At 71.0% G+C, this 26,305-nt stretch carries 18 protein-coding genes and 2 pseudogenes; 8 read left to right on the top strand and 12 right to left on the bottom strand.

What is annotated here, in order from left to right; translation table 11 throughout:
• Nucleotides 1-413: 413 nt before the first annotated feature.
• Nucleotides 414-2,969, bottom strand: coding sequence for an FHA domain-containing protein (locus tag ACT2CW_RS22470; RefSeq protein WP_445518008.1), 2,556 nt, complete (start codon nucleotides 2,967-2,969; stop codon nucleotides 414-416).
• On the opposite strand from ACT2CW_RS22470, the gene ACT2CW_RS22465 reads away from it, so the two are divergent.
• Nucleotides 2,949-3,107, top strand: coding sequence for a hypothetical protein (locus ACT2CW_RS22465; RefSeq protein WP_164425727.1), 159 nt, complete (start codon nucleotides 2,949-2,951; stop codon nucleotides 3,105-3,107). The genes ACT2CW_RS22470 and ACT2CW_RS22465 overlap by 21 nt on opposite strands.
• 265 nt (nucleotides 3,108-3,372) lie before the next feature.
• Here ACT2CW_RS22465 and ACT2CW_RS22460 read toward each other — a convergent pair whose 3' ends face one another.
• From ACT2CW_RS22460 to ACT2CW_RS22450, 3 genes are all read right to left on the bottom strand, one after another.
• Nucleotides 3,373-4,959 (bottom strand): ATP-binding protein, encoded by a 1,587-nt coding sequence (locus ACT2CW_RS22460; protein ID WP_445518007.1) that lies wholly within the window; start codon nucleotides 4,957-4,959, stop codon nucleotides 3,373-3,375.
• A 142-nt stretch (nucleotides 4,960-5,101) separates the two neighbouring features.
• Nucleotides 5,102-6,433 (bottom strand): ROK family protein, encoded by a 1,332-nt coding sequence (locus ACT2CW_RS22455; RefSeq protein WP_445518006.1) that lies wholly within the window; start codon nucleotides 6,431-6,433, stop codon nucleotides 5,102-5,104.
• A 188-nt stretch (nucleotides 6,434-6,621) separates the two neighbouring features.
• Nucleotides 6,622-7,503, bottom strand: a complete 882-nt coding sequence (locus ACT2CW_RS22450) for an alpha/beta hydrolase (protein WP_445518005.1) — start codon at nucleotides 7,501-7,503, stop codon at nucleotides 6,622-6,624.
• A 175-nt stretch (nucleotides 7,504-7,678) separates the two neighbouring features.
• Between ACT2CW_RS22450 and ACT2CW_RS22445 the strand changes: the two genes are divergently transcribed.
• Both ACT2CW_RS22445 and ACT2CW_RS22440 read left to right on the top strand, forming a co-directional pair.
• Entirely contained in the window at nucleotides 7,679-8,659 is a 981-nt protein-coding gene (locus ACT2CW_RS22445; RefSeq protein ID WP_445518004.1) for a helix-turn-helix transcriptional regulator, read from the top strand.
• Nucleotides 8,660-8,708: 49 nt separating this feature from the next.
• Entirely contained in the window at nucleotides 8,709-9,857 is a 1,149-nt protein-coding gene (locus ACT2CW_RS22440; RefSeq protein ID WP_445518003.1) for a serine hydrolase domain-containing protein, read from the top strand.
• A 49-nt stretch (nucleotides 9,858-9,906) separates the two neighbouring features.
• Here ACT2CW_RS22440 and ACT2CW_RS22435 read toward each other — a convergent pair.
• Nucleotides 9,907-11,646, bottom strand: a pseudogene (locus ACT2CW_RS22435) (CocE/NonD family hydrolase).
• A 640-nt stretch (nucleotides 11,647-12,286) separates the two neighbouring features.
• Here ACT2CW_RS22435 and ACT2CW_RS22430 point away from each other — a divergent pair.
• The 3 genes and pseudogenes from ACT2CW_RS22430 to ACT2CW_RS22420 form a co-directional block, all read left to right on the top strand.
• Complete coding sequence (locus ACT2CW_RS22430) at nucleotides 12,287-12,931, top strand: TetR/AcrR family transcriptional regulator (RefSeq protein WP_445518002.1); 645 nt, start codon at nucleotides 12,287-12,289, stop codon at nucleotides 12,929-12,931.
• A gap of 81 nt (nucleotides 12,932-13,012) precedes the next feature.
• Complete coding sequence (locus ACT2CW_RS22425) at nucleotides 13,013-16,141, top strand: discoidin domain-containing protein (protein ID WP_445518001.1); 3,129 nt, start codon at nucleotides 13,013-13,015, stop codon at nucleotides 16,139-16,141.
• A gap of 565 nt (nucleotides 16,142-16,706) precedes the next feature.
• Nucleotides 16,707-16,993: pseudogene (locus ACT2CW_RS22420) on the top strand (DUF4345 domain-containing protein); the annotation flags it as partial.
• A 68-nt stretch (nucleotides 16,994-17,061) separates the two neighbouring features.
• Here ACT2CW_RS22420 and ACT2CW_RS22415 read toward each other — a convergent pair.
• Both ACT2CW_RS22415 and ACT2CW_RS22410 read right to left on the bottom strand, forming a co-directional pair.
• Nucleotides 17,062-17,808, bottom strand: a complete 747-nt coding sequence (locus ACT2CW_RS22415) for a hypothetical protein (protein ID WP_445518000.1) — start codon at nucleotides 17,806-17,808, stop codon at nucleotides 17,062-17,064.
• 297 nt (nucleotides 17,809-18,105) lie between these two features.
• Nucleotides 18,106-19,410, bottom strand: a complete 1,305-nt coding sequence (locus ACT2CW_RS22410) for an amidohydrolase family protein (protein ID WP_445517999.1) — start codon at nucleotides 19,408-19,410, stop codon at nucleotides 18,106-18,108.
• A gap of 94 nt (nucleotides 19,411-19,504) precedes the next feature.
• Between ACT2CW_RS22410 and ACT2CW_RS22405 the strand changes: the two genes are divergently transcribed.
• The gene (locus ACT2CW_RS22405) at nucleotides 19,505-19,978 is read left to right on the top strand and encodes a MarR family winged helix-turn-helix transcriptional regulator (protein WP_445517998.1); all 474 of its coding nucleotides are present in this window, start codon (nucleotides 19,505-19,507) and stop codon (nucleotides 19,976-19,978) included.
• Between the two features lie 63 nt (nucleotides 19,979-20,041).
• On the opposite strand, the gene ACT2CW_RS22400 is transcribed toward ACT2CW_RS22405, so the two are convergent.
• Nucleotides 20,042-20,950 carry a LysR family transcriptional regulator gene (locus tag ACT2CW_RS22400; RefSeq protein ID WP_445517997.1) on the bottom strand — a complete coding sequence of 303 codons (909 nt, stop codon included), beginning with the start codon at nucleotides 20,948-20,950 and terminating at the stop codon, nucleotides 20,042-20,044.
• A 108-nt stretch (nucleotides 20,951-21,058) separates the two neighbouring features.
• On the opposite strand from ACT2CW_RS22400, the gene ACT2CW_RS22395 reads away from it, so the two are divergent.
• Entirely contained in the window at nucleotides 21,059-22,279 is a 1,221-nt protein-coding gene (locus tag ACT2CW_RS22395) for a YeiH family protein (protein ID WP_445517996.1), read from the top strand.
• Nucleotides 22,280-22,353: 74 nt separating this feature from the next.
• Here ACT2CW_RS22395 and ACT2CW_RS22390 read toward each other — a convergent pair whose 3' ends face one another.
• Genes ACT2CW_RS22390 through ACT2CW_RS22375 form a run of 4 tightly spaced genes read right to left on the bottom strand, consistent with a single transcriptional unit; the run spans nucleotide 22,354 to nucleotide 26,278 of the window.
• The gene (locus ACT2CW_RS22390; RefSeq protein WP_445517995.1) at nucleotides 22,354-22,941 is read right to left on the bottom strand and encodes an RBBP9/YdeN family alpha/beta hydrolase; all 588 of its coding nucleotides are present in this window, start codon (nucleotides 22,939-22,941) and stop codon (nucleotides 22,354-22,356) included.
• Nucleotides 22,938-24,317: an MFS transporter gene (locus ACT2CW_RS22385; protein WP_445517994.1), complete on the bottom strand. Its 1,380-nt coding sequence runs from the start codon at nucleotides 24,315-24,317 to the stop codon at nucleotides 22,938-22,940. The genes ACT2CW_RS22390 and ACT2CW_RS22385 overlap by 4 nt, the downstream gene beginning before the upstream one ends.
• Before the next feature lie 32 nt (nucleotides 24,318-24,349).
• Entirely contained in the window at nucleotides 24,350-25,279 is a 930-nt protein-coding gene (locus ACT2CW_RS22380) for a TauD/TfdA dioxygenase family protein (RefSeq protein WP_445517993.1), read from the bottom strand.
• 27 nt (nucleotides 25,280-25,306) lie between these two features.
• Complete coding sequence (locus ACT2CW_RS22375; RefSeq protein ID WP_445517992.1) at nucleotides 25,307-26,278, bottom strand: quinone oxidoreductase family protein; 972 nt, start codon at nucleotides 26,276-26,278, stop codon at nucleotides 25,307-25,309.
• Nucleotides 26,279-26,305 lie beyond the last annotated feature (27 nt).

Here is a 26,305-nt window from a genome sequence, read left to right as displayed (position 1 = left end):
GATCCGTCGCACGGCGCACATGCGCGCCGTGCTCCCTTTCGCTGCGGTCTTCTCACTGGAACCGGTGTATCTCTATGTCCATGAACTGGGCGTTCATGCCCACCCGCCTGCCGATCGTTCTCCGCCGTAGCCACGGGTGCGCCTCCGGTCGCTTCCGGGTGCAGGGCGACTTCCGCGTCGACGCGAGCGAGCGGCCGGCCTGGCAGTCGCCGTACGGTCCGCCCCCGCCCCGCGCCCACCGCGGCCGGTGGGCGCCCGTGCCGGTGCCGGCCAGGTCACGCTCCGCTCGGCGGCGCGGATACGGGTGCGGCCGGTGACAACGATCCTCATGCGTCCACCCGGCGCCCGGCGCCCGGCGTCCGTCTCCCGGCCCACGCCGAGGGCGCGGGCGGCGGATTTCCGGAGCCGACCACTCAGTCCCGCATGATCTCGGGCTCGTGCCGGCGCAGCAGGCGGGCCACCGCGAAGCCGCAGATCAGTCCGATCGCCAGGAGCACACCCAGGTCGGTGCCCCACTGGGTGACGGTGTGGGCCCACAGCGGGTCGAGCTCGTCCGGCTTGTCGAGGTTCCAGGGCGGCATGGTGTGCGCGAGGTCGAGTGTGGTCCCGGCGCCGGCGACCGCCCAGCGGGCGGGCATCAGCCAGCCGAGCTGTTCGATGCCCGGCGAGTCGAACAGCTTGAAGAGGACTCCGGTGAAGACGACCTGGACGACGGCGAACATCACGAGCAGCGGCATGGTCTTCTCCGGGGTCCTCACCAGCGCGGAGATGACCAGACCGAAGAGCATGGTGGTGAAGCCCAGCGCACTGATGACCACGCAGACCTCGACCGCCGTGGGCATGAGCAGCCCCTGGGCGGGCAGCTGGCGGACGGAGAAGCCGATCGCGCAGATGACGACACTCTGCATCGTGGTGATCAGACCGAGCACGATCACCTTTGACATCAGATACGCGGATCGGGACAGCCCCGTGGCCCTCTCCCGTTCGTAGATCACCCGTTCCTTGATCAATTCACGTACGGAGTTGGCCGCGCCGGAGAAGCACATGCCGACGACCAGCACCAGCAGAATGGTTCCAGACTCCTGGTTGTAGCGGAAACCGCTGTTGGGCGGTGGCGGGGCGAGTCCGTATTTTGCCGGAATCAGACAGCTCACCCCGCCCAGCACGGCCGGGAGCAGCAGCATCAGCGCCATGAAGCCCTTGTCGGAGGCGATGACCGACACATAGCGGCGCATCAGCGTCCACAACTGGCCGATCCAGCCCTGGGGTTTGGACTGTAGAGCCCGTGCGGGCGGCTGTGTCGCGGGCGTGCCCGGCTGCTGCGGCGGTACGGCCGAGTCGATCTCCGCGATGCACCGGTCGTACTGCCGGGAGGCCCGCCAGCGCCCGCCCCAGTCGTCCTCGCGATGGTTCTCGAAGGCGGAGAAGACATCGGCCCAGCTCTCGTGACCGAAGTAGTCCAGGGCCTCGCCCGGGGGGCCGAAGTACGCCACGGAGCCGTCGGGCGCCATGACCAACACCCGGTCGCACAAGGACAGTTCGGCGACCGAGTGCGTCACCACCAGCACGGTGCGGCCGTCGTCGGCGAGCTCTCGCAGCAGCTTCATCACATCACGGTCCAGGCCCGGATCCAGACCGGAGGTGGGTTCGTCGAGGAAGAGCAGGGAGGGCTTGGTCAGCAGTTCCAGGGCCACGGACACCCGCTTGCGCTGACCGCCGGAGAGCGAGGCGACCTTCTTGGCCCGGTGGACGTCGAGTTTGAGCTCCTGTAGCACCTCGTCGATACGGGCCTTGCGCTCGGCCGCTTTGGTGTCACCGGGGAAGCGGAGCTTGGCGGCGTACTTCAGCGCGGTGTCGACGGTCAGTTCCTTGTGCAGGATGTCATCCTGCGGGACCAGGCCGATACGGCGGCGCAACTCGGCGAACTGGGCGTAGAGATCGCGGTGGTCGTAGAGCACCCGACCACGGTCGGCGGGCCGGTAGCCGGTGAGCGCGCGCAGCAGGGTGGACTTCCCGGAACCCGACGGCCCGATCACCGCGACCAGCGACTTCTCGGGGACACCGAACGAGACGTCGTTCAGGATGGTCTTGCCGCGCCCGACGGTCACCGTCAGATTGCGGGCGGTGAAGGAGACCTCGCCGGTGTCGACGAACTCCTCCAGCCGGTCTCCGGCGAGACGGAAGGTGGAGTGGCCGACGCCGACGATGTCGTACGGGCCGATGACCTGGCGGTGTACGGGCTGCCCGTTGACATAGGTGCCATTGTGGCTGCCGAGGTCGACGATTTCGAAGCGGCCACCGGGCAGGGGTCGGAACTCGGCGTGGTGGCGGGAGACATACGGGCCCTCCACCACGAGTTCGTTCTCCGGCGCGCGACCGATACGCAGCCGTTGGCCCAGGTCGAGTCGGTGGACGCCCGAGGGGTCCCGGTCGACGAAGAGGGACGCGGCGGCTCCCGGGGCCTCCTCCGTCCGGGGGCCGGGCACCACCGGGGGTGTGGCGGCGGCCGCCGCCGACGTGCCCCGAGCCGTGGCACCCCGCGCCTGGGGACGGGACTCGCCCTGGGACAGCCCGGCGCGTATCCGAGCGTCGGCACGGGCCTGGGCGTCGGCACGAGCCTGAGCGTCAGCCCGGACCTGAGCGTCGGCACGCACATGAGCGTCACCCACCGCCACCGGGGCTCCGGTGAAGTCCAGCCGCATGCCGGTGGAGACGTCTCCCAACCGGATGATCGAACCGTGGCCGATCTCGATCCGCTGGATACGACGCCCATCGGCGAACGTGCCGTTCGCGCTGCCGAGGTCTTCGATGACCCACGCCCCGCCGTCACAACGGATCATCAGGTGCCGCCGGGAGACCCGGCGGTCGATGAACGAGATGTCGGCCTGCTGGTCGCGCCCGATGGTGTAGCTCCGGGACGTGTCCAACGTCCAGGTGCGTCCATTGGCATGCAGTACAAGTTCCGGCACGTCTGCCCCAAGTCGGTCGTGTGCACCGAGGCCGTCTGCGTGCGGGCGGACGACGCCTCGGACGGTTCCTGCGGTTCCGGCGTGCGCCCGGACGTCCCGGGCGCGGATGAGCGTCATACGGTCTGCGGCGCGAGGTGATGAACCACCACCGGTCCATGCGCCAACCGGCTCAGCGGCGGGCCGTGCGCCGGTTGGCGGGTGCCGGAACATCGACGGTCGGGCATCACAGCGGTGTGTCCTCGTGGAATCGGGGCATGGCCGGTAGGGAAGAGGGCGCGGAATGCGCGGAGGTTGCGCGGCATCGTCGGGCACCTGGAGGCGCTGCGCGTCGGCATGGCCGATCCCGCCCTCAGCCGCGTGATCCCCGCACTGCCTACCGCACGCGCCAAACGCGCCAAGCTGGTCAGGTGAGTTCGCGCTGAGGTCCCTGGAGATCGGTGAGGGTGGCGGTCGGCTCGCCTCGCAGGTGCTGGATGGTGTCGCGCGGCAGAAGCAGCCGGGCGGGCGGTTCCGGGCGGTCCCGGCCGTGTTCCAACTCCACCGCATCGTCGGCGTAGCGGAGTGCGGAGTCGGCGTCGGCGTCCCGGGCCGCTAGCGAGGCGGCCGCCGCCAGGGCGGCAGGGCGGTAGTCCGAGTCCGGCGCGGTGTGGTCGAGGGCCTGTGCCACCAGGTCGGCGGTGCCGGTGACCCGCCCGTCGGCCGTCTCGATCGCGGCGAGCGCACTGGCCAGCAGCAGTTGGCGTTCGTCCGTACCGGCTTGGAGGCGGTGCAGCGCATGGGTCAGGTGGGTACGCTCCTTCGCCAGCCGTTCCAGCGTGGCGGAGGGGACCACGGCCTCGCCGTGCAGGGGCAGGCACATCGCGGTCAGCCAGCTGACCAGCCGTTCGTACGCCGCGGTTTCCTCGCCCTCGGCGATGAGCCTGTCGTGTCCGAGGCAGCGGATGGATTCCAGGAGCCGGAAGCGGGTGGGACCGCCGGTGTCGGTCAGCGCAGTGATGACGGATTTGGCCTCCAGACCGATGAGGAGCCGCGGTATCGCGGCCGGGTCGGGCAGGTCGGAGGCGACCGCGGCGGCGGCGTCCGGGCCGAAGTCGCCGGGCAGCACTGACAGTCTGCGCAGCAGTGCTTGTTCCTGCGGGTTCAGCAGGGCGTAGCTCCACTCCAAGGAGGCGCGCAGGCTCTGGTGGCGGTCGTCGGCGAGCCGCCAGCCGTTGGTCAGCAGGGCGAGCCGGTCCTCGAGCCGGGTCACGATCTCGGCCGGTGGGAAGACCCGGATCAGCCGGGCGGCCATCTCGATGGGTAGGGGCAGCCCGTCCAGCCGGGCGCAGATCTCGGCCACGTGGACCGCGTTGTCGTGGGTGAGCTGGAAGCCGGGTACGACGGCGCGGGCCCGGTCCACGAAGAGGGTGACCGCGTCGGAGCGCAGGCACGCGTTGAGCACGGCGTCGGGGCCGGCATCGGACCTGACATCGGGCAGGGCCAGAGCGGCCACCGAGAAGACGGTCTCGCCGGGCAGTTGGAGTGATTCGCGGCTGGTGGCCAGCACCCGCAGCCGTGGCCGGCCCGGCAGCAACTCGGTCAGCAGCCTCCCGCAGCTGTCCAGTACGTGTTCGCAGTCGTCGAGCAGGAGGAGCTGGTCCCGGCCGGTGCTCTCGGGGCCGTCGGGGCCCTCGGATGTGGCGTCGGAGGCGGCGGCAACGGAGGGCGGCGTGGCGCCGGGCGGCTCGCCGAGCGCGGCCAGCACCTGCCGCCGGATCTCGTCGGGCTCGGTGCAGGCGCCGAGCCGCACCACCGACGCGACGCGGCGTTTGCCACGGACCTCCTGATCGACCAGTTCCAGCGCCAGCCGGCTCTTGCCGACCCCGGCGGGGCCGGTCAGTGTGAGCAGCCGTACGCCGTCCAGCAGCCGGGCCAGTTCCACCAGCTCGTCGGTGCGGCCCACGAGGCTGCTCAGTTGGGTCAGCGGTCCACCGCCCAGCGCGGTGTCCATGCCGCCCGCCTTCTGCCTCGACCGATAGGCGCGCTGTCGGCAGGCGTTGGAACAGTAGCGTGCCCGGGGACGGGACCTGCCGGACCGGGCGGGGCCGGACAGCGGTTCACCGCAGGTGTCGCATCTGACAGTGGACACATGGTCACCCACGCTCGGGAGTGCCGAGCCGTCGGCGCGCCGTGGCACGTGCCTCCCCGTACCGGCGCCCGCGTTGTGCCAGTCGAGCCATGTGCTCCTGCCGGTTCTCGTGCTCATTCGGTGAAGCGGCCGACCGGTCGACCGCGTACCTGCCACGTTCCTCGCACTTGGCGTGGCCGCCGCCGGACGGTGTGATGCCTCCGGGGGGCCGGGGCACCAGCTGGGCGATGGCGCCGAGCGCTGTGCCGGAGTCACCGAGTCTGGCCGGACGCACTGCCGGCCGCCCATCCGCGCCGCCCGTCGCCCGCGTGTTCAGCGTGCGTTCGATCGACCGCATCAGGGCCGGACCGGCATCGACCAGCTCACCGCCCACGACGATCACGCGCGGACCCACGGCATGGCTCACGGCGTCCAGCATTCTGCCGATGTGGGTGCCGACCCGATCCAGGACCGCGTGTGCCCTACGGTCGCCCGACCTGAGCGCGGCCATCAGCTCCGGCACGTCCGCCGCCGTACCTCCGGCGGCGCGGTAGGCGTCGAGTACGGCCCCGATCGAGGCCACCGTCTCCAGGCACCCGGCCCCACCGCACTCGCAGGGCGCGCCGTCCGGTTCCACGGTGATGTGGCCGAACTCCCCGGAGCGGCCGTGAGCGCCGCGGTGGAGTGCGCCGGCCACCACGAGTCCGCCGCCGACGCCGTGCGACAACCTCAGGTACAGCACGTCCTGTTCGCCGGCGGCCGCGCCCCAGATCGTCTCGGCCAGAGCCGCCAGCCGGGTGTTGTTGTCGATCGCCACCCGCGCGCCGAAGCGCTCGCGGACCAGCTCTGAAACCGTGTTGTGCCGGGGTGTCCGCATGGGGGTGTGATCCGGCGCGTCGACCGGTCCGACCACCCCGACGCCGATGCCGTTCGGCGTGCCGGACCGCAGCGCCCCGCTCGTCAGGGTGTCCGCCAGCCGCCATGCGATGTCGACACGGGCCTGCCACGGGGTGTCGGGGCCGTGCGCCTCCCCGACTCCGCCGACGATCTCGCGTGCCGCGTTCATCGTGGCCACCCGCACCGCCCGCCGCGCGAATTCGATGCCGAGCAGCAGACCGGTTCCGGGGTTCAGGCTCAGCACCTCGGCCGGGCGGCCCCGCTTGCGCCGGGCCGCTTCCGGTATCGAGGCGAGCACGGTGCCGTTGTCCATGAGCGCTCCGACGATGTCGTGGAGCACGGTGCGGGACAGGCCGCACAGGGTCCCCAACTCTCCCCGTGTCAGCGGGCCGTGTTCGCGCAACAGGCGCAGCACCAGGGTCTTGTGGGAGGCGGAGGCCCTTGTCCTCTCAGTCAGCATGGCGGAGGGTCCCCTCTGTGAACACGGCTGCGACGTGGCAGGACGCGGATGATTCGGTCGCTTGTGGCCTGAGAGGCTAGAGAGCGACTTTGTGGGAATTCTGTGGGTTTACCAGGCGGCGCGCGGGCGGCGGGTGTCCGGACCGCGTGGCGGGCATCCGGACCCGCGTGGCGGCTGTCCGGACCGCGTCAGGCCCTGGCGGTCCGCGACCGGTCGGGCCGGTGTGCGGCCCTGTGCGTCACCTGAATGACATCCGCGAGGGCGGCCGGACGCGAGAGGAACGGTGAGTGCGAGGAATCCATTTCCACGACCGTCGTCGGCCGCGCGGAAATGGCGTCGATTTCCCGGATCATGAGGCGCTGCAACGCGGGCCGTATGGCGTTGTCCCTGGTGCAGACGACGTAGCTGTGCGGAATCGAACCGTACCGTTCGGCGGTCACCGTGATCGGTTCGGCGGCGACACCGGCAGGCGCGTCCGCGCTCAGCAGGGAGACGGCCGCCTCGGCGGTCACCTCGTCGGTGACGTCGTTGTAGAACGTCTCGCGGATGAGGGCCCGACGCTCGCTGTCGCCCGTGTCGTAGCGCAGCGCACCGGGCGACGCCGGGTCCGCCGAGAGCCCGCCCGCCACCATTTCTCCCGCGTTCTCCGGCATGCCGATGTACTGTGCCGCCGGTGCTCCGCTGACCGGGGCGAACGCCGTTACGTACATGAGCTCGGCGAACAGCTCCGGCGCCTGTTCAGCCGCTGCGGTGGCCACGGCGCCGCCCATGCTGTGCGCCACGACCAGACACGGCCGACCGCCTCCGATCCGCCGCACCTGCTCGACCAGGCTCGCGGCCGCGGAGGACGCCGTGATCCCGGCCACCGGCGAGGGCTCCGTGGCGAACGCGGCGGCATCGAACGGACGGGCCCATCGCGCCCGGGGTGAGCGGCTCTTCAGACCGTGTCCGTCGAGGTCCACGGCGACCGAGGCGACACCACGGCTCGCGAGTTGCTCGGCGACCAGGCTCCAGCACCAGCTGCCGTGCCAGAAACCGTGAACAAGCACCACAGGGGCCGTGAATTCCATGTTTTTCCTCTTTCATCCTGTATCTCGGCAATCAACCGGGACAGCAGGACCATAGACACGCGCCGGGGACGGGCAAACAGCTCAGCCACGTACTGACGGCCGGTGGATAAAACGGGCGGCGGCCTGGACGCCGTCCATGTGCGCGGGGCACGGGCTCAGTGCGACGATGTACCGCATGAAGCACCCTCTCGACGTGGCCCGCGATCCGGTGGCCGGCGCGGACCCGGACTGGAGGCCCACCCCGGGGACCCAGGTGACGGACCGGATCCAGTTGGGGGACTTCCTCCGCCGTCGCCGTGAGGCCCTGCGCCCGGAGGACCTCGGCCTTGCCCCCGGCGCCCGGCGCAGGACTCCCGGGCTGCGCCGCGACGAGGTGGCGGAGCTGGCCAACATGTCCACGGCCTACTACGAAAGTCTCGAGCAGGCACGTGGCCCCCAGCCATCGGTCGCGATACTCGCGAGCATCGCGACCGCCCTGCGACTGACACCCGACGAACGGCAGTATCTGTATCTGCTGGCCGGGCACGCGCCGCCGACGCCCGCCGAGCCCCCGGACTTCCTCGACCCGGGACTGTCGTACACCCTGGACGCGGTGGCGGCCACGACACCCGCGCTCATCACCGACGACCTCTCCAACGTCCTGGCACAGAATCCCTTGAACGTCGCCCTGTTCGGCACGTTCGCCGACCGGCCCGGCCACGAGAGGAACCTGACCTGGCACTGGTTCACCTCCGCGCACTGGCGTTCCGTACTGCGCTCGAGGTCGCCGGAGGAGGAAGAGGCGACCAGCCTGCTGTACGTGGCGGACCTCAGGGCCACAGTCACCCAGCGCGGCCACGATCCGGCCGCCGCGACCCTGGTCTCCGATTTGTGCGCGGCCAGTGCGGAGTTCGCCGAGATGTGGGACCAGCACCGGGTGTCGACACTGCGCTGCTCGACGAAATCCGTGTTCAGCGAGCGGGTGGGGCGCCTTGACCTGGACTGCGTCATACTCGCCAGCCCGCTGTCCCGGCAGCGGCTTCTCCTGCTTCAACCCGTGCCGGGCACGAAGACCACGGACCGCCTGAGCCACCTCCAGCGGGTCGTCTCCCAGCACACCGCGCAAAGCGGGGAGAACACGTCTGCCGCCGGAATAAATCAGGGAGCCGCGGGATAAATTCATGCCCGGCTTCCGATGGTGCGGTCCGGTGTTAGCGTGAGCCGCCATGAGCAACGTAGAGGGAAGGCACGACGCCCAATTCGACACCGTCCGCGCCAAGTTCGAGGAGAACGTGGCCTCCGGCGAGGAACTGGGCGCGTCCCTGGTCCTCGACATCGACGGCGACGTCGTCATCGACCTGTGGGGCGGCTTCCGCGACCCGGCTCGCACCGTGGCGTGGGACGAACACACCATCACCAATGTGTGGTCGACCACGAAGACCGTCACCAGCCTGGCGGCGCTCATGCTCGTCGACCGTGGCGAACTCGACATTCACGCACCGGTGGCCGAGTACTGGCCCGAGTTCGCCGCCAACGGCAAACAGAACGTCGAAATCCGCCACCTTCTTTCGCACTGCTCCGGGGTCGCCGGTCTCGACCAGCCCGCCGTGCTTGAGGACCTCTACGACTGGGAGAAGTCCACCTCGCGGCTGGCCGCTCAGGCCCTGTGGTGGGAGCCGGGGACGGCCTCGGGCTATCACTTGACGAACTTCGGTCATCTGCTCGGCGAGGTCGTCCGCCGCGTGAGCGGAAAGCCCCTGAAGCGGTTCGTCGCCGAGGAGATCGCCGGTCCGCTGGGCGCCGACTTCCAGATCGGTGCCGCCGAGGAGGACTGGGGCCGGATCGCGAACGTGATTCCGCCACCCCCCATCCGGATCGACACCGACGCCCTGGGGCCGGACAACCCGGGTGTCAGGGCCGCGACCGGGCCCTATCTGGAGGCGACCGCCGCCAACACCCCGGAATGGCGCCGCGCGGACATGGGCGCGATCAACGGGCACGGCAACGCCCGCTCCGTCGCACGTATGCTGTCCGCGATCGCCCGCGGTGGTGAGGTCGACGGTGTCCGCCTGCTCGGCCCGGACACGATCGATCTCATCTTCAATGAACAGGCCAACGGTGTGGACCTGGTCCTCGGCATCCCATTGCGCTGGGGTGTCGGCTATGCGTTGCCCAAGAAGGAGACCATCGCCTGGATCCCCGAGGGAAGGATCTGCTTCTGGGGAGGCTGGGGCGGGTCAATGATCATCATGGACCTCGATCGGCGCATGACGATCTCCTACATGATGAACAGGATGGCCCCCGGCATCATCGGTTCCGACCGCAGCGGCGCTTACGTCACGGCCATCTACGACGCACTGCGGAACAACGCCTAGGTGTGTTGTCCGGGCACGTCGGTGACGGGACAACACACCCAGGGCGGTGTCAACCAACGATCGGCAGCTGTACGTAGCCCAGGCGGGACGGTCCTGTGTGCACTCTGTTGACGGCCCCGTCGTGGTAGGCGGGGTCGTAGGCGTGGTGCATCCCGTGCGCGACGCCGTCGTAGGGCTGCACGTCGACGCGGATGCGCTGGCCTTTTCTGAGCAGCCCGGTGCTGGGGACCAACTCGATTTCGACCTCGACCTCCTCGTCTGGGACGAGCTCCGCGTAGTCGGCTTTGCGATGGGTGTGTTTGACGGTGTAGTTCGTGCTGCGTTCTTCGTCGATTTTCCGGTGTGAGGCTTTCAGCCAGCCCTTCATCAGTGGAATGGGACGATCGCCGAAGCCGCTCGTGGCGAACCCGGTGAAGTCGACTTCGTGGCCGGTCTCGTCGATGACCCGTACCTACACGTAGATGTCCATGTCGTGGCTGGTGGACGAGACCGTCAAGCCGACTTTTCCGTATCCGGCGAGGATCGCGTCGGCGGTCAGCGGAGGGCTGAGGAACGAGCAGCCGGTGGCGTGCGGATCGGACTGGGCCGATGCGGTATCGACACGCAAGGCCGTTCCGTGGGCAGGAGGAACCAGCGCGATCTCGGCCGGATATGCCGTCTGCGCCGAGGCGGTCGGTTCGGCCGTCTCCAGCCGGAGGAACTGTCGCTCTCCTGCCGGCTGGGCCGTCTGTGCGCGAGAGGCGTCGAGGTACCAGCGGCGGTACTCGGTGCGCGCGATGGGCCACTCGTTCTCGTGGAGGATGTGCGCGGCACCATTGCCGGTCCGGATCTCCAGGCGCACGGGCGGGACGTCCATGATCCCGTTGTCGACTCCCTTGAGCCAGTGGTCGAAGAAGGCTTTGTGCGCGGCGACGGTCTCCTCGGCGTAGGACTTCTGGAACCAGTCGTCCCAGAGGTCGAGCTTCTTGTTCGCGGTCGGTGTGGCCAGATAGGCGTTGCTGCCGCCGAGCTGGTGGAAGTGAGCGGAGTGCGTCGTTGCGGCAACTGCCCAGAGGGGAACGGTGACGTCGGTCAGGTCGGGGCTCATGAAGACGTCGGCCCGTGGTCCGAAGACGGCGTCGGGGTCGGTGTCGCGGAAGGGGCTGTTCTTCAGGGTCTGGATGAAGTCCGCGATGTCGGGCGTTCCCACGACTGCGGGGTCGATCCCGTTCGCCTTCCAGACGGGCCAGAACTGCTCGTTGAAGATTCCGCCGTTGTAGGCGACCTCCTCGTAGAGGTCCACGTCGGTGCCGATGGCGATCATCGCTTTGAGGTGCTTGGGCTGGAGGCCGGCGGCCTGGTGCTGGCTCATCGCGAGGTATGACATGCCCCAGGTGCCGACGTTGCCGTTCGACCATGGTTGAACGCCGGCCCAGTCAATGCAGTCGCGAAGAGCCTCGGCTCCGGCGATCCCCCAGGGGGCGAGCCGTCCGGGGTTGTTGCCGGCGCCGGGCATGTCTGTTCGTACGACCGCGTATCCGTCGGGAACCCAGGATACGGTGTTGACCGTTTCGTGATTCTCGAATGGCTGCCCGCCGGGATTGCCGCAGAAGTAGTCGTCCTCCATGAGCTCGTGCTCTTCGAGGTCGGCGGCGGTCGCGATGGAGTGGTGGTTGAACGCCTTGCCGTAGGGCCCCGAACTGATGACGACCGGGTAGGTGCCTGGCTGAGCGGGCCGGAAGACGTCTGCGAGGACGTACTCGCCGTTGTGCAGCGGGATCTTGACGTCGCGGAACCGCAGGATGCCCATCGCGTTGCGACGCACTTCATTCCGGGCGTTCGCCGGTGTGCACAGAGTTCGCGGGCCGGTGTCCTCGAAGACTCCGGCTTCGTTCAGATCCCGCAGGATCTCGGCGATGACCGGGTCGTCGGTGAACGCCTGGACCTTGTCCGCGGCAGCGGTGCCCGTGAAGTCGGCGTCGTGCCGGAAATCGATGTGCCGGCGCCCGATGATGTCGTGGACCTCTGGGGCGATCTGTGTCCCGTGGTCCCGGACGTTCTTCCGGCCGAGGGTGAACACGAATCGGGCGATGTTCGTCAGCCCGGGGTCGCGCAGCTTGGCGACATCACCGTCCACACGGGCGACGATCTGCGCCAGGTTCACCCGGGGGCGGGCGGAGACGTTGCCGATGGGTGTCGCCCCGACGAGGAAAGCGACCCGTTCTCCCTCCTCGTACAGGAATTCACCCTCTGCTCCCGTGAGTCCCTGGTGAGTGGGGGTTTCGTAGATGAGACCGGTGATCGGGCCGGCCAGTAAACCTGTCTGCGTCATGGGCTCTTCCTCGGGCGTGCGGAACGGGAGCTGGAGGTAGGAGGCGTGGCCGCCGCTGGTGCCCCGCGGCAGCATATCAACGGACGTTGATATCGCGTGCTCACCGTACACTGCCGACATGGCTGAGCGACTCGAAACACGGGAGCCGCCTGCGCGGCGCGGCCGAAGGCCCGGACGGAACACGACCCGCCAGGCGGTGCTCGATGCCGCGCGTCGGCAGTTCGCCGCGGCCGGGTTCAAGGGCGCGACGATCCGGGCGATCGCCGCGGACGCCGGCGTCGACGCCGCACTCGTCATGCAGTTCTTCCGGTCGAAGGACGAGCTCTTCGGAGCGGTGATGTCGATCTCGCCCGAGGCGCTCTCCCGTATCGCGGGCGCGTTCAGCGGTCCTCTGGAATCGGTTGGTGAGCAGGCTGTCCGGGCGTATCTCGCCGTCTGGGAGGGCGATCAGCCCGACGCCGACGCGCTGCGGGCGATGCTGCGTGGAGCGGTCTCCAACGAACAGGCGGGCGCACAGCTGCGGGAGTTCATCGAATCGCGGCTGTCCGAAGGCGTCCGGCGCTTCGGGTCGGACCCTCATGATGCCGAGCTCCGCGCTGCTCTCGCGTCCTCCATGCTGATCGGTATCACCGTCGGGCGGCAGATCGTGCGAGTCTCCGTGCTCGCCGAGGAAGACCGCGAGGCGATCGTCCGGCGCGTCGGTCCGGCTCTACAGGCACTGCTCGTACCTCCGCGGGCGCCGACGTGCTGTCCGAACGGCTGACGTCACACCCGTTGACGCGCATACCGGAGCGGCCCAAGAATGCGCTTTGACAACGTTGTCCAGCCTCCGAGGTGTCGTTCCGTGTCGCACCCGTCCCTGCCCCTCGACCGTCGCCGCTTTCTGCACCTCGCCGGTCTCACGGGCGCGCTGGCCGCTCTGCCCCCGCTCACCGGAGCCGCGAGCGCCCACGCCGCGCGGGGCCGCACCGACACGCCGCCCGACGCCGTCGCGGCCACCTATCTGCGGGTGCTCCTGGACCACACCCGGTGGTCCGAGACGCAGTGGGACGAGACCCAGGGGCACTACACCGCCAAGGACTTCGGGTTCGCCGTGGTGCTCGGCAACGCGGTCCTGCTCACCCACGGCACCTACGACGCGGCGCGCGCGGGCACCGACCGGGAGACCCTCGAGCGGCGCACGCTCGCCACCATCCGTCACTTCGCCGCCTCGAACCGGCTCACCGGCGGCGACGAGTGGGGCCGCACGCTCTTCTTCGACACCACCTTCCAGTCGTACTTCGTCCTCGCCGCCCGGCTGCTGTGGCAGGACCTCGACACCGCGACGCGGCGCAACGTCGAGACCATCGTCCGCGAACAGGCCGCCTACACCGCGTCGTTGGGCAGTGGCGACGACCCCGCCTCGGGCGACTGGACGCCGAACGGCCTGAAGGGCGGACATGTCGGCGACACCAAGCTGGAGGAGATGGGCCTGTACGCGCAGACCCTCGCACCGGCGCTCGCGTGGGCCCACGACGACCCTCGCGCCGCCGACTGGGCGAGGTGGTACGGCGTCTGGTCGCGCAACGAGGCGGGGCTGCCGCCCGCCGACCTGGCCAACCCCGCCCGCGTGGACGGCGTCGCCGTCTCCGAGAACACCGCCCGCAACCTGTACGACACCTTCATCGTCGAGAACCACGGCTCCTTCGGCCCGCACTACCAGGAGGAGCTGTGGCGCACCTCCGGCCGTAACGCCGCGCACTTCCTGGCCGCCGGGCGCCCCCTCCCGCAGGTCCTGGCGCGCCAACCGAACGCCCAGCCGCTGTGGCACACGCTGCTGGGCGTCATGAGCGACGCGGGCGAACCGCTGATGCCGATGGTCAACGACCGCGAGCACCTCTACGGCAGGGACGTCATCCCGCTCGCCTTCCTCTCCCAGGTGATGCGCGACCGGGCCGCGGCGCGCGCGGAGCGGGAGCTGGCGTCCCGGCTGGAGGCGTACCAGCAGTACCCGCCCGAGCACCGGATGGCGAAGTTCTCGGGGGAGCCGAAGTACGAGCCGGAGGCGCGCGCCGAGATCGCGATCAGCTATCTGCTGCACGTGTGGGCGGCGGCGTCCGGGCGGCCCGTCGAGGCGCTGTCGCGCGAGGAGTTGTTCGCGCGGGCCTCCGGTGTCACGGACTTCGGGACCGGCCCCGGACTGGTGTCGCACCAGTCGCGGGCCGCGTGGGCCGGTGCCGTGACGAAGCCCGGGTTCGTGAAGTTCGCCTGGCAGCCGGGGCATGACGACTGGCTGTTCCGGCTCAGCGGCGCGACCCCGATGTTCCTGCCCGCCACCGCCGCGAAGGTCCAAAGCCGTACCGTGCGCGTGTACGAGTCCCCGCGCGACGGCTTCGACGGCAGTGCGACGCTCCTGCGCCTCGACGGCGGCTGGGCCGGGTTCGCGACCCTCCCGACGGGCTCGATCGTCTACGCGAGCGACGGCACCGCCGACGCCGAGGGCCACCTCGGGGTGCACAACCTGACGATGCCCGGCATGCCGGGGCTCGACGGCGCGCGCACCTACCGCTTCGAGGAGGGCGAGGCGACCCTCCGCGCCCGCGACACCGCCACCGACACACCCGCCGGACGGGTCGACGACCTCGGCTTCACCCCCACGACGGTGCGCCACGTCCGCATGCTCGGCGTGCGGCCCGACCCGGCCTACGGGTACTCCCTGTACGCCTTCGAGGTGCGCGACGGCGCCCAGGGCGCGGACCTCGCGCGCGGCGGGTCCGCCACCGCCTCGTCGGCCGACACCGGGAAGGGCGCGCCGCTCGCGGTCGACGGCGACGCGGCCACCCGCTGGGCGGTGTCGAGGGCCGACCGGCCGCGCGCCGACAGCTGGCTGGCCGTCGACCTCGGCGCCGAGCGCCGGATCGACCGGGTCACCCTGCGCTGGGAGTCGGCGGCCGGCCGCGCCTACCGCGTCCAGGGTTCCGCGGACGGCCGGGACTGGCGGGATCTGGCGACCGGGCCGAGGCCGGCGGTGAGCAGCCGCGGCGGCTGGCTCGACGTCGACGGCCGCGCCGGGCTCGTGGTGCGTGACGGCCGGAACCCGATCGGCGTCTACGACGACAAGATCGTCCTCGGCGACGGGCCGGCGGCACCGCTCCTCGTCGAGGGCTTCCCCGGCACGTCGGCCGGGGCGCTGCGCGCGCTCGCCCGGACGGCCGCGCCCACGGCGGAGGCCGCCGAGGTGCGCACGACGCTGACGGACGGGCATCTGACCCTGTTCAACCTCTCCGGCGAGGACGTCAGGACGCGGATCACGATCCCGCGCACCGGCACGGACACGGTGGCCTTCGAGGGCACGCAGACGCTGACCGCCGACGGCACGTCCTTCGAGGCCGCGCTGCCCGCCGCCACGGCGGTCGTGCTGGCCCCGCGCTTCACGCTCACCCCCCTCACGAGCCGGCGCCTGCCGCCGGGCCTGCGGGTCCAGGTCGTGGACGGCGCGACCGTGCGCCTGTCCGGGGCCTCCTGCGCCCTGCGCGTCCGGGCCCAGGGGCGCAGCGAGGTCGCCGTCGTCAGGGCGGACCGGACGATCACCGTCGTCCTGGCCGGTGCGGCCGCCCATCCGCACGACGACCTGGCCCTCGGCAGGACCGTCTTCCCCACGAGCCCGCTGCCGGAGGGCATGTCCGACCCCGCGGCGGCGGTGGACGGCGACGCCCATACGGCCTGGCGGCCGGGGCCGCGCGGCCGCATGGTCGTGGACCTCGGCGCGGCCCGGGCGGTCCGTCTGGTGGAGGCCGAGTGGACGGTGGGGGCGGTGCCGGGGGCGAAGGTCGGCTTCAGCACGGACGGCATTACCTATCGGGACGCTGGAGCCCTCGCCGGGCGGGGGCGTGTACGTCGGCTGACCGCTGCTGGGACGGCCCGCTACGTCAGCCTGGAGGTCGACGCGTCGGCGCAGGCGGCGTCCCGCTTGCGGCGCCTGACGGTGCGCTGACCGGTCCGCGCGCGGACGCTTGTTGGTCGGGCCGGGGGCGCTGGGTCGCCGAACTCGTCGGCCGTATCAGCTCGTCCCGCGGCGGCGAAGCGACCGCAACGGGACGCTTACGGGGTGTCGGGCGATCTTTCCCCTCCCCGCCCCTTCCCGAAACTGGGGCTCCGCCCCAGGCCCCGTACCGGGGCTTTGCCCCAGATCCCGTACCGGGGCTTTGCCCCAGATCCCGTACCGGGGCTTTGCCCCAGATCCCGTACCGGGGCTTTGCCCCAGGCCCCGTACCGGGGCTTTGCCCCAGGCCCCGTACCGGGGCTTTGCCCCAGGCCCCGTACCGGGGCTTTGCCCCAGGCCCCGTACCGGGGCTTTGCCCCAGGCCCCGGACGGGGGCGCCCCAGCCCCGACCGGGGCTCCGCCCCAGAGGGGCTTCGCCCCAGGCCCCGAACCGGCGGGGGTTCGTCCCAGGCCCCGGACGGGGGCTTCGCCTCAGACCCCGAACTGGCGGGGCTTCGCCCCAGACCCCGGGCGGGTTTCGCCCCAAGCCCCGGACCGGGGCTCGCGGCGATCCCCCGCCGGTTCCGCCGGTACGACGGTCGACAGCTGGGGCCGGTTCATGGGGGCCGGCTTCGCCGGCTACGGGCTGGGCTGGATCTGGGCCGCGCGGCAGCGTCCGATCCCGGCCCGGGTGGTGCGGTGGCTGGCCGGGGTCTTTCTGGTGGGCGGCGTGGGCCGGTTGCTCTCGCTCGCGGTGCACGGCTGGCCGCGGTGGTTCCAGATCGCACTGACGGTGATCGAGCTCGGCCTGCCGAGGAGCGGACCCCGCGCGGCGGTGCGGCGGCCGTGCCCGCCGGTCGATGAAGGCCCGGGCGGACCGGGGATGAGCGCCGCCACATCCGCGGCGTACGCCGCGGATGTGGCGGGACGCCTCAGCCGCGTATGGTCACGCCGTGGCGGGTGCGCAGTCGGTACAGCTCCCACAGGGAGAGTCCGGTCACCGACAGCGGGCCGCCGAACAGGGAGCAGAGCTGTGCCCACAGCGGCCCGTTGGGCATGCCGCTCCCGGTCGCGTTGAAGACGGCGATGATCCAGACCAGCACCACGGTGAGCACGGCCGGCAGCGCGGCGTGCACATAGGCGGTGTTGAAGGCGGAGCGGGCGACGTAGGCCGAGGCCAGGAAGAAGAACGGCAGGCCCCACAGCACCAGCACGAGCGCGGGCACGGCGGCCACGAAGAGCCACACCCCGTGCAGCCCTTCCAGCATCCCGGGGTTGGCCGAGATCGCCCACACCGTGGCGGCGAGGACGGCCACGGTCAGGACGTACCAGCCGACGGTCTTGGCCGGGACGCTGAGCCGGGAGCGCAGCAACCGCCGCCGCTCCGCGGGCGCGTAGCGGATGAAGAGGGCGATGACCACCGGTCCGGCGACGAGGAGCAGGACCGGGGTCACGATGAGCTGGGCCGCACTCTCGCTGGCCTGGTCCTCCAGGTCGCCGTCCGATCCGTACACGTAGTAGAGGGCGAGCGTCGCGAGGACGCCGAGCACCGTCCGGGTGATCTGGACGCGGTCGACCAGGGGGTCGTGGACGCGCCCGCCGCCGTCCTGGTCGAACAGTTTCCGCGCGGGCCGGTGCGCCAGGCGAAGCAGGGGGATGAGGAAGGACAGGAAGGGCACTCGCCGGTACCAGCGCCGACCGACGGGCGCCGGACGGTAGGGCCCGGGCGGCGGGGGCGGGGGCCCATAGGGGTTCGGTGTCGGCGGCGGCCCGTACGGACCCGGCGCAGGCGGCGGACCCCAGCGGTTGCCGCCCTGCCCGGGGTCGTTCGGCAGACCCCATCCCCCCGTTGCCATCGCGGCTCCTCCCGCCCATGCGCGACGACCGCGCGTTTTTCGCCAGTTGGCCGGGGCATTGTAGGCGATGAAGACGAACAGGGGAGACCCCTCGTAGGACCCGAGACGTATCAACGCCTCTCAACGCCTCGGCGCGCTCGCGTTCGGTGCCCAGGATCCGTCGAGCGGCACGCCCGCGGCTTCGGCGATCCGGGCGCGGGACTCCAGCAGCCGGGTGCGCAGTGCCGGCAGGTCGACGTCGAGCAGCCGGCCGTTTCGCTTGACCGGCTCCCCGGCGATGAAGACGCTGTCCACCAGCCCGGGGTGACCGGCGGAGACGATCGTGCCGATGGGGTCCGTGACCGGGAAGACCGTGAGGTCCTCGGCGTCGAGGAGGATGAAGTCGGCGTCCTTACCGACGCTGAGGCTGCCGGTCCTGGCGTCGAGTCCACAGGTGCGGGCGCCGTCCACCGTGGCGAATTCGACGAAGTCCCGCGCCGTGAGGCCGCCGTTCAGACCGCGCTGGACGGAAAACGCCGTGCGCATGGTGGCGAACATGTCGCCGCCGGCGGACGGGCAGTCGTCGACGGACAGCGACGGGCGGATTCCGGCGGCCAGCATGCGGCCGGTCTCGGGCCAGCCGAAGCCCATCTTCATCTCGACGTCCGGGCTGATCGTCACCGAGCAGCCCGCGTCGGCCATCATCGCCACCTGGTCGTCGGAGATGCCGTTGCCGTGCACGAAGGTCGTGCGGTCGTCCAGCAGCCCGCGGTCACGCATGTCCGCGACGGGGCGCTCGCCGCTGGGCCAGCCCGTGGCGGCGTGTACGTGGACGCTCACCCGCAGCCCGAGTTCCCGTGCCAGTGCGACATCGGCGGCGGTGGTGTCCATCGAGGTCAACTGCGGACCGCGCAGCCCCAACGCCATGCCGTCGTCCGGCAGTTGGGACCGCACGCGCTTGACCTCGGTGGCGATCGAGTCGTCGGCGAAGCCCGCGCCGTAGCAGAACACCGAGTGGCCGGGCGCGTCACGCAGCGCCTGGATCGCGGCGTCGGCGTTCTCCGGGCGGTCGGAGCAGTGGAACCAGTCGAGCATGGTCGTGACGCCCGAGCTCAGTGCCTCGATCCGGCCCAGCAGGTTGCCCAGGTACACATCCTCCGGCCGGTAGTGCGGCCGGAGCGTGCCGTGCATGGCGGCGCCGTACTCGCGGAACGTCCAGTTGGCGCCGATGCCGCGGAAGGCGGTCTGCCAGGTGTGCCGGTGGGTGTCGACGAAACCGGGCATCACGATCTTGCCGCGGGCATCGACGACCTCCGAGTCGGCCGTGTCCACGTGGGCGGCGATCGCCGCTATCCGGCCGTCCTCGATGAGCAGGTCGCCCTGCGGGAGATCGCCGACGGCCGGGTCCATGCTGACCACCATGCCGCCGCGCACCAACGTCCTCATGGGGTGAGCTCCTCTCGCAGAGTTGATGCGTCAACTCTAGGTTCCATGGAGTTGATGCGTCAACTGTGCGGTCACGCCGGGTAGGATTTCCGCCATGACGGAGAACCGCGACCTGGACCCCGAGGAGTGGGAGCTCTGGGGCGCCTGGACGCGTGCGCAGCGGCTGCTCGCCCAGGAGCTCGACCGTGCGCTCCAACGTGACTTCGGCATCTCGAAGGCCGAGTTCAGCGTGTTGATGAGCTTGTGGCGCGCGGCCGGGCGCGAGCTGCGCGTCGGCGAGCTCTCCGAGTCGCTCGGCTGGGAGAAGAGCCGCGTCTCACACCAGCTGACCCGCATGGAGAAGCGCGGTTTCGTGGCACGGACCGAAAGTGGCGCCTACGGCCGCCGTACGGGGACCAGGCTGACCGCCGAGGGGCGCAGCGCCGTGCGGAGTGCCATCACCGGGCACGCCGGCAACATCCGCCGCCACTTCTTCGACACGCTCACTCCGCAGCAGGCCGATGCCATCCGGGCATGGAGCGAGCAGACGATCGAGCGCATCGAATCGCACGGCGACGTCTCCGCCTGACAGTGGATGGCGCCGCTGACGCGTCGGTGGATGGCGCCGGTGCCACGTCGGTCCCGCGGCGCCTCATGCCTGCTTTCCGCGGCGTCTCGTCACGGCCAGGAGTTCCGCCGCGGGGCCGACGGGGACGCGTCCCGAAGCCCAGACGGCTCGCAGGGCACGGCGCAGTTCGATCCCCTCGACCTCCACCGCCACAAGGCGGCCATCGGCGAGGTCGGCGCCCACCGCGAGCTCACTGATCACTGCCGGGCCGGTTCCGGCGATCACGGCATTGCGTACGGCGGTCGCCGACCCCAGCTCCAGGAGGGGCAGCGGTTCGCCCACGCCGGCCTTGCGCAGGGCCTGGTCCAGGGTCTCGCGGGTGCCCGATCCGCGTTCGCGCAGCACCAGCGGCGCGGCCACGAGCTCGGCGACGCTCAGCGGGCGACGGCGGCGCGTCCAGGGGTGCCCCGGGGCGACCACCACGAGCAGCCGGTCGCGGGCGACCTGCCGGGCGGACAGCCCGGCCGGGGCCCGCGGTGACTCGACGAACCCCAGGTCCACCGCCCCGCTGCGGAGCAGCTCCGGAACCTGTTCGCTGTTGGTCACCTGGAGGCCGACGTACAACTCCGGCCGAGTGCGGCGCAGCTCGCCGATCCAGCCCGGTACCAGACACTCGGCCACCGTCATGCTGGCCGCCACCCTCAGCTCGGCGTCCCGCTTCGTACGCAGCGCCTCCGTGCCGGTCAGCAGCGCCTCCATCTCCTGGAGGACCCGCTGCGCCCAGCCCGCCACGGCCCGGCCCGCGTCGGTGAGCTGCGATCCCCGCCGCGTCCTGTCCACCAGCACCAGACCCAGCCTGCGCTCCAGTGCGGACAGCCGCTTGCTCGCCGACGGCTGCGTAAGACCGAGCCGCGCCGCCGCACCGCTCAAGCTCCCCACGTCTCCGACCAGGACGAGCAGCCGCAGTGATTCCGGATCCGGCAACTGGCTCATAGCTCCAGGGTATGGGCCGGACCCGGTCGGCGGTCATGCCTCTTGGCTATGACCTCCGCACGATCTCGGGGCTACAACCACGGTCCGGAGCGCAGCAGAGTCGAGGCCATGAGCGAAGATCTGGACCGTACGGTCCCCGCACGACCGGAGGCTGAGGCACGACCGGAGGCTGAGGCACGACCGGAGGCTGAGTCACGGCCGGAGACTGGTGCGCGGCCGGAGGCCGCACTGGCACGGCCGGAGGCCGCACTGGCACGGCCGGAGGCTGAGGCACGGCCGGAGACTGGTGCGCGGCCGGAGGCCGAACTGGCACGGGCGTCCCGGCCCGCCGTGGCCGCTCTCGTACCCGGGCTGGCCCTCGTCCTGGCTCTCGCGGTGGCGGGCACGGCGGTGGGGAAGGTGTTCCCGCTCGTCGGCGGCCCGGTGGCCGGGATCGTCCTCGGTGTGCTGCTGGCCGCCCTGAGGAGACCAGGAGCACGGTGGCGTCCCGGCATCGGGTTCGCGAGCACCCGGGTCCTACAGGCTTCGGTCGTCGTCCTGGGCTCGCAACTGTCGCCGGCCCAGATGGTCCAGGTGGGCGTCGGCTCGATTCCGGTGCTGATCGGCTCGTTGGTGGTCTGTCTGGCCGCCGCGTACGGCATCGGCCGGTGGCTCGGCATCGCCGGGGACCTGCGCACGCTGATCGGCGTGGGCACGGGCGTCTGCGGCGCGTCGGCGATCGCGGCGACCGCCCCGGTCATCGGCGCGGCCGGGGTGGAGGTGGCCTACGCGGTCTCCACCATCTTCCTGTTCAACATCGCCGCCGTGCTCACCTTCCCGCTGCTCGGCCACCTGCTGGGGATGAGTCAGCACAGCTTCGGCCTCTTCGCGGGGACGGCGGTCAACGACACGTCCTCGGTGGTCGCCGCGGCCACCAGCTACGGCCGGACCGCGGCGGACCACGCGGTCGTCGTCAAGCTCACCCGCAGCCTCATGATCATCCCCATCTGCCTGGGACTGGCCTGGCTGGTGAGACGCCGCGACCGGGCCGCGGCGGAGGCCACGGCCCGGCCCCGGCTCCGGGTGGTCAGGCTGGTGCCCGGGTTCCTGATCGGTTTCCTGCTGATGGCCACGGCGAACGGCCTGGGCTTCATCCCGGCCGCCGCCCACCACGGACTCGGCGAGCTCTCGGTCTTCCTCATCACCGTCGCGCTCTCCGCGACGGGCCTGTCCACCGACCTCGCCGCACTGCGCCGCACCGGCCCCCGGCCGCTCGTCCTCGGCGCCTGCCTGTGGGTGGTGGTCTCGGTGACCAGCCTCGTTCTCCAATTCCTGACCGGCTCCTTGTGACGGGCGGGAGGGGCGGGAGGGGGGCCGGAGGGGACTGGAGGGGGCCGGTGGGGAGCTACGTCATGCGCCGGACGTCAGAGGGTCTCATCGGGCGGGACTCGGCTGAGCTCGCGGATGAACTCCTCGGCCCGCGGCCACGCACCGTAGCCCGCGGCCGGGTTGAGGTGTCCCACGGGGCCGAGGTCCACCAAGTGGCCGCCCCACGCTCGTGCGAGGCCGGCGACGCTCTCGAAAGCGGCCAGGGGGTCGTTCGTGCTCGCCGCGACGATGCTGGGGAACGGCAGGGGTGTCCGCGGGGTCGGCGTCCAGCCGTTCGCACGCAGGGCTTCCGGGGTGGGGTAGCCCTCCGGCAGTGGCGTTTCGAAGTCCGGCGGCGCCGCCAGCAGCGCGCCCCGGACCGGGCGATGGTGTCGCCGCGCCCAGTGCACGGTGGTGAGTACGCCGGCGCTGTGGGCGATCAGGACGACCGGGCCACCGATGTCCGACAGCACCCCCTCGAGAGCGGCGACCTGGGCGTCACGGCTCAGCCTGCCGGTTTCCAGCGGCGGAACGGTACGGGCGTCGTCGCCGAGCCGGTCGGCGAGGACGGTCTGCCAGTGGTCCGGTACGTGATCGCGCAGCCCGGGGACGATCACGACCGTGGGCGATCCGGTGGGGTTCATGACCGCGGCTCCGGGGTCCGGTGCGCCACGTCGGACAGCATGCCCAAGCGGCGCAGATCCTTCTCGTAGAAGCACTTGCCGATGGTGAAGGCGACGCCGGCCGCGACCGCGACGAGCGGGACCGCCCGCAGCGCGCCGAGCAGCCCCACGTGGTCCGCGAGGACGCCCGTCACCGCGGGCCCGGGGGCCAGCCCGAGCAGGCTGTTGGCCAGGGTGAGCGTGGCCATGGCCGTCGCCGCGATGGCCGCGGGCGTCAGATTCGCCACCATGGCGGCCGCGGGTCCGGCCGTGGCGTTGGACAGCAGGGCCCCGGCCCCGATCAGCACGAGTTGCGGCGCGCCCGTCGGCAGCTGGAATCCGGCCGTCAGCAGCACGAACGATCCGAGGCTACAGGCGGTCGCGACGGTCCACTTGCCCGCGCCGGACCGCCGGCTGACGCGGTCCGCGACCATCCCGCCGCCGATCATGCCGACTCCGGTGATCAGCGCGAAGACTCCGGCGACCAGACCGGCCTTCGCGGTGGGCATGGAGTAGTAGCGATGGAGGAAGGTGGGCATCCAGGCGAGCAGCGCCATCGCGATGAACATCTGCAATCCGCTGCCGATGTAGGCACAGACCACGGAAACGGACGAGACGAGCCGCGGCAACAGGCTCCGGATGGGGGCCCGTTCGGCGGACCCGCCGTGCGTGGCATGAGCGGACGTGCCACGGATGGCATGGGCGGACCCGCCATGCGTGGCACGAGAGGCCGAACGCAGCCTCTTCTCGGTGACCACGATGCCGTACAACGCGGCCAGGACCAGCCCGAAGATCCCCATCACCCCGAACGCCCAGCGCCATCCCAGATGCTGGCCCACGATGCCACCGATCGACACGCCCAGCACGGATCCGAAGGCGCCTCCCCCGATGAACGCGCCGGAGAGCGTGGCGCGCAGCCCGACGGGGAAGACGCTGAGGACCACCGCGATCCCGACGCTCCCGTAGGCCGCTTCGCCGACGCCGACCATGAGCCGGCCCAGGAACATCTGGTCGTAGCTCGCCGACAACGCGCAGCCCAGAGTCGCGAGACTCCACACGGTCGCGGCGATCACCAGGCACCTGACCCTGCCCCAGCGGTCCGCCAGGAGCGACAGCGGGAAGGTGAGCACACCGACCATCAGGGCCACGATGCCGCTGAGCGAGCCCAGCCTGGCATCCGACAGCAGCCATTCCGCCTTCAGCAGAGGAAAGACGGCGTTGAGCACCTGCCGCGACATGTAGTCGGACAGCAGAAGCCCGAAGCTCAGCGCGAACACCACCCAGGCGTACCCACGGGATACGGCCGGTGCGGCGGGCGACGTGCCCGCCAGGACCGTGCCGGACGTGTGAAGTCCCATCGACATCACCTCTCTCGTCGTCCGGCCGCGCCTCAGATGGGCCTGTCGCCGGTGATGCCCGCGCGCTCCATCTTGCGGACGCCGGGCCAGTAGTCCTGGACGGCGTAGTGCTGGGTGGAGCGGTTGTCCCAGATGGCGACGCTGTTCTTCCGCCAGCGCCAGCGCACCTGGTACTCGGGGACGGCCGCCTGGCTGATCAGGTAGTTCAGCAGATGGCTCGCCCCGGGCGCGTAGTCCTGGCCGAAGCGCACGTTCTCGGGCGTGTGGTAGTTGACGAAGTGGGTCGTGAAGCTGTTGACGAAGAGGATCTGCTCGCCGGTCTCCGGGTGGATGCGCACCACCGGGTGTTCGGCGTCCGGGTATCGCGCCTTCAGCTGGTGGCGCTGCTCCGTCGGCAGGACCGCGCCGAAGGTGGCCTCGATGCTGTGCCGTGCCCGTAGCTCCGCGATCTGGGCCTTGATGTGCTCGGGCAGCCCGCGGTGGGCCTCGGCCATGTTGACCCAGATCGTGTCACCGCCGACTTCCGGCGTTTCCACGCAGCGCAGGACGGCCCCCATGGACGGGCACTCGCGCCAGGTCCCGTCGCAGTGGAGCGCGTTCTCGTAGTGCTCGGGCTTGCTGGCCAGGTCCTTGTAGATGCGGACCAGCCCCGGGTGGTCCGGGTCGCTGCCGGCCACCGGATGGTCCTCCAGCGGGCCGAAGCGCGCGGCGAAGGCGACGTGCTCGTCGCGGGTGATGTCCTGGTCCCGCAGGAAGAGGACCTTGTACCGCAGCAGCTCCTGCCTGATCTGGGAGAAGAGGTCGTCGTCGCGCGCGGCGTCGCCGAGGTGCACGCCGGAGAGCTCGGCTCCGATGGTGCGGGTGAGGGGCTCGACCTTGATCGACGTGCGGAGGACACCCGGGCGCACCAGGGCGGGCGTGGCTTCCTGCGTGGCTTCCTTCGGGGGGACGGTCCGGGGCATGGCTCACTCCTTGGTTGATGGGTGTGTTCAGAGGACGAAGACGGACGACCCCGTCGTCCGTCCCGCCTCCAGCTCGCGGTGTGCCTGTGCCGCGTCCTGGAGGGCGTAGCGCTGATTGATCTGGATCTTGATGCGTCCGGACGCGACATGCCCGAACAGCTCGCCCGCCAGGGCGTCCCGCTCCGCGGGTTCGGCGATGTAGTCGGCCAGCGCGGGCCGGGTCACGAACAGCGAGCCGTGGATGGCCAGTTGCATGGCGTCGAGAGGCGGCACCCCGGAGGCGGTGCCGAAGCACACCAGCAGACCGCGGCGCCGCAGCGAGGCCATGGATCCGGCGACGGTGTCCTTGCCGATGCTGTCGAAGACCACCGGGACACCCTGGCCGTCGGTCAGCTGACGCACCCGCTCGGCCACGTTCTCGCGGCGGTAGTGGATGATGTGGTCGCAGCCGTGGGCGCGGGCGATCTCGGCCTTCTCCTCGCTCGATACCGTGCCGATCACGGTGATGCCGAGCAGCTTCGCCCACTGGGAGAAGATCAGCCCGACCCCGCCGGCCGCCGCGTGGAGCAGCACCGTGTCCCCGGAGGCGAGCGGATGGATCCGGCGCAGCAGATAGGCCGAGGTCAGGCCACGCATGGTCATCGCCGCGGCGGTCTCGCAGTCGATCTCGTCCGGCAGCTTGATCAGCGAGCCCGCGGGCATCACCCGCTCCGTGCTGTAGGCGCCCAGCGGGCTGCCGGTGTAGGTCACGCGGTCGCCCTCGGCGATATGCGCCACGCCCTCGCCTACGGCCTCGACCACCCCGGAACCCTCGACACCGAGCCCCGCGGGGAGCGGTGCGGGATACAGCCCGGTACGGAAGTAGGTGTCGGCGAAGTTGAGTCCGACGGCGGCATGCCGGACGCGCACCTCACCAGGGCCCGGGTCGCCGACGGCCGTGGCCTCCCACCGGAGTACCTCGGGGCCTCCGGTTTCATGGAAGCGAGTGGCGTGTGCCATGAATTGCTCCGTTGCTCGTGTTTTCGT

The organism is Streptomyces sp. NEAU-174, assembly GCF_052665095.1.
This window is presented reverse-complemented; position numbering and strand designations above follow the sequence as displayed.

Bases quoted from the DNA above. Each gene is read 5' to 3' on its own strand.
- ACT2CW_RS22465 (WP_164425727.1), top strand. From the start codon at position 2,949: ATGCAGTACAAGTTCCGGCACGTCTGCCCCAAGTCGGTCGTGTGCACC.
- ACT2CW_RS22460 (WP_445518007.1), bottom strand. From the start codon at position 4,959: ATGGACACCGCGCTGGGCGGTGGACCGCTGACCCAACTGAGCAGCCTC.
- ACT2CW_RS22455 (WP_445518006.1), bottom strand. From the start codon at position 6,433: ATGCTGACTGAGAGGACAAGGGCCTCCGCCTCCCACAAGACCCTGGTG.
- ACT2CW_RS22450 (WP_445518005.1), bottom strand. From the start codon at position 7,503: ATGGAATTCACGGCCCCTGTGGTGCTTGTTCACGGTTTCTGGCACGGC.
- ACT2CW_RS22445 (WP_445518004.1), top strand. From the start codon at position 7,679: ATGAAGCACCCTCTCGACGTGGCCCGCGATCCGGTGGCCGGCGCGGAC.
- ACT2CW_RS22440 (WP_445518003.1), top strand. From the start codon at position 8,709: ATGAGCAACGTAGAGGGAAGGCACGACGCCCAATTCGACACCGTCCGC.
- ACT2CW_RS22430 (WP_445518002.1), top strand. From the start codon at position 12,287: ATGGCTGAGCGACTCGAAACACGGGAGCCGCCTGCGCGGCGCGGCCGA.
- ACT2CW_RS22410 (WP_445517999.1), bottom strand. From the start codon at position 19,410: ATGAGGACGTTGGTGCGCGGCGGCATGGTGGTCAGCATGGACCCGGCC.
- ACT2CW_RS22405 (WP_445517998.1), top strand. From the start codon at position 19,505: ATGACGGAGAACCGCGACCTGGACCCCGAGGAGTGGGAGCTCTGGGGC.
- ACT2CW_RS22400 (WP_445517997.1), bottom strand. From the start codon at position 20,950: ATGAGCCAGTTGCCGGATCCGGAATCACTGCGGCTGCTCGTCCTGGTC.
- ACT2CW_RS22395 (WP_445517996.1), top strand. From the start codon at position 21,059: ATGAGCGAAGATCTGGACCGTACGGTCCCCGCACGACCGGAGGCTGAG.
- ACT2CW_RS22390 (WP_445517995.1), bottom strand. From the start codon at position 22,941: ATGAACCCCACCGGATCGCCCACGGTCGTGATCGTCCCCGGGCTGCGC.
- ACT2CW_RS22385 (WP_445517994.1), bottom strand. From the start codon at position 24,317: ATGGGACTTCACACGTCCGGCACGGTCCTGGCGGGCACGTCGCCCGCC.
- ACT2CW_RS22380 (WP_445517993.1), bottom strand. From the start codon at position 25,279: ATGCCCCGGACCGTCCCCCCGAAGGAAGCCACGCAGGAAGCCACGCCC.
- ACT2CW_RS22375 (WP_445517992.1), bottom strand. From the start codon at position 26,278: ATGGCACACGCCACTCGCTTCCATGAAACCGGAGGCCCCGAGGTACTC.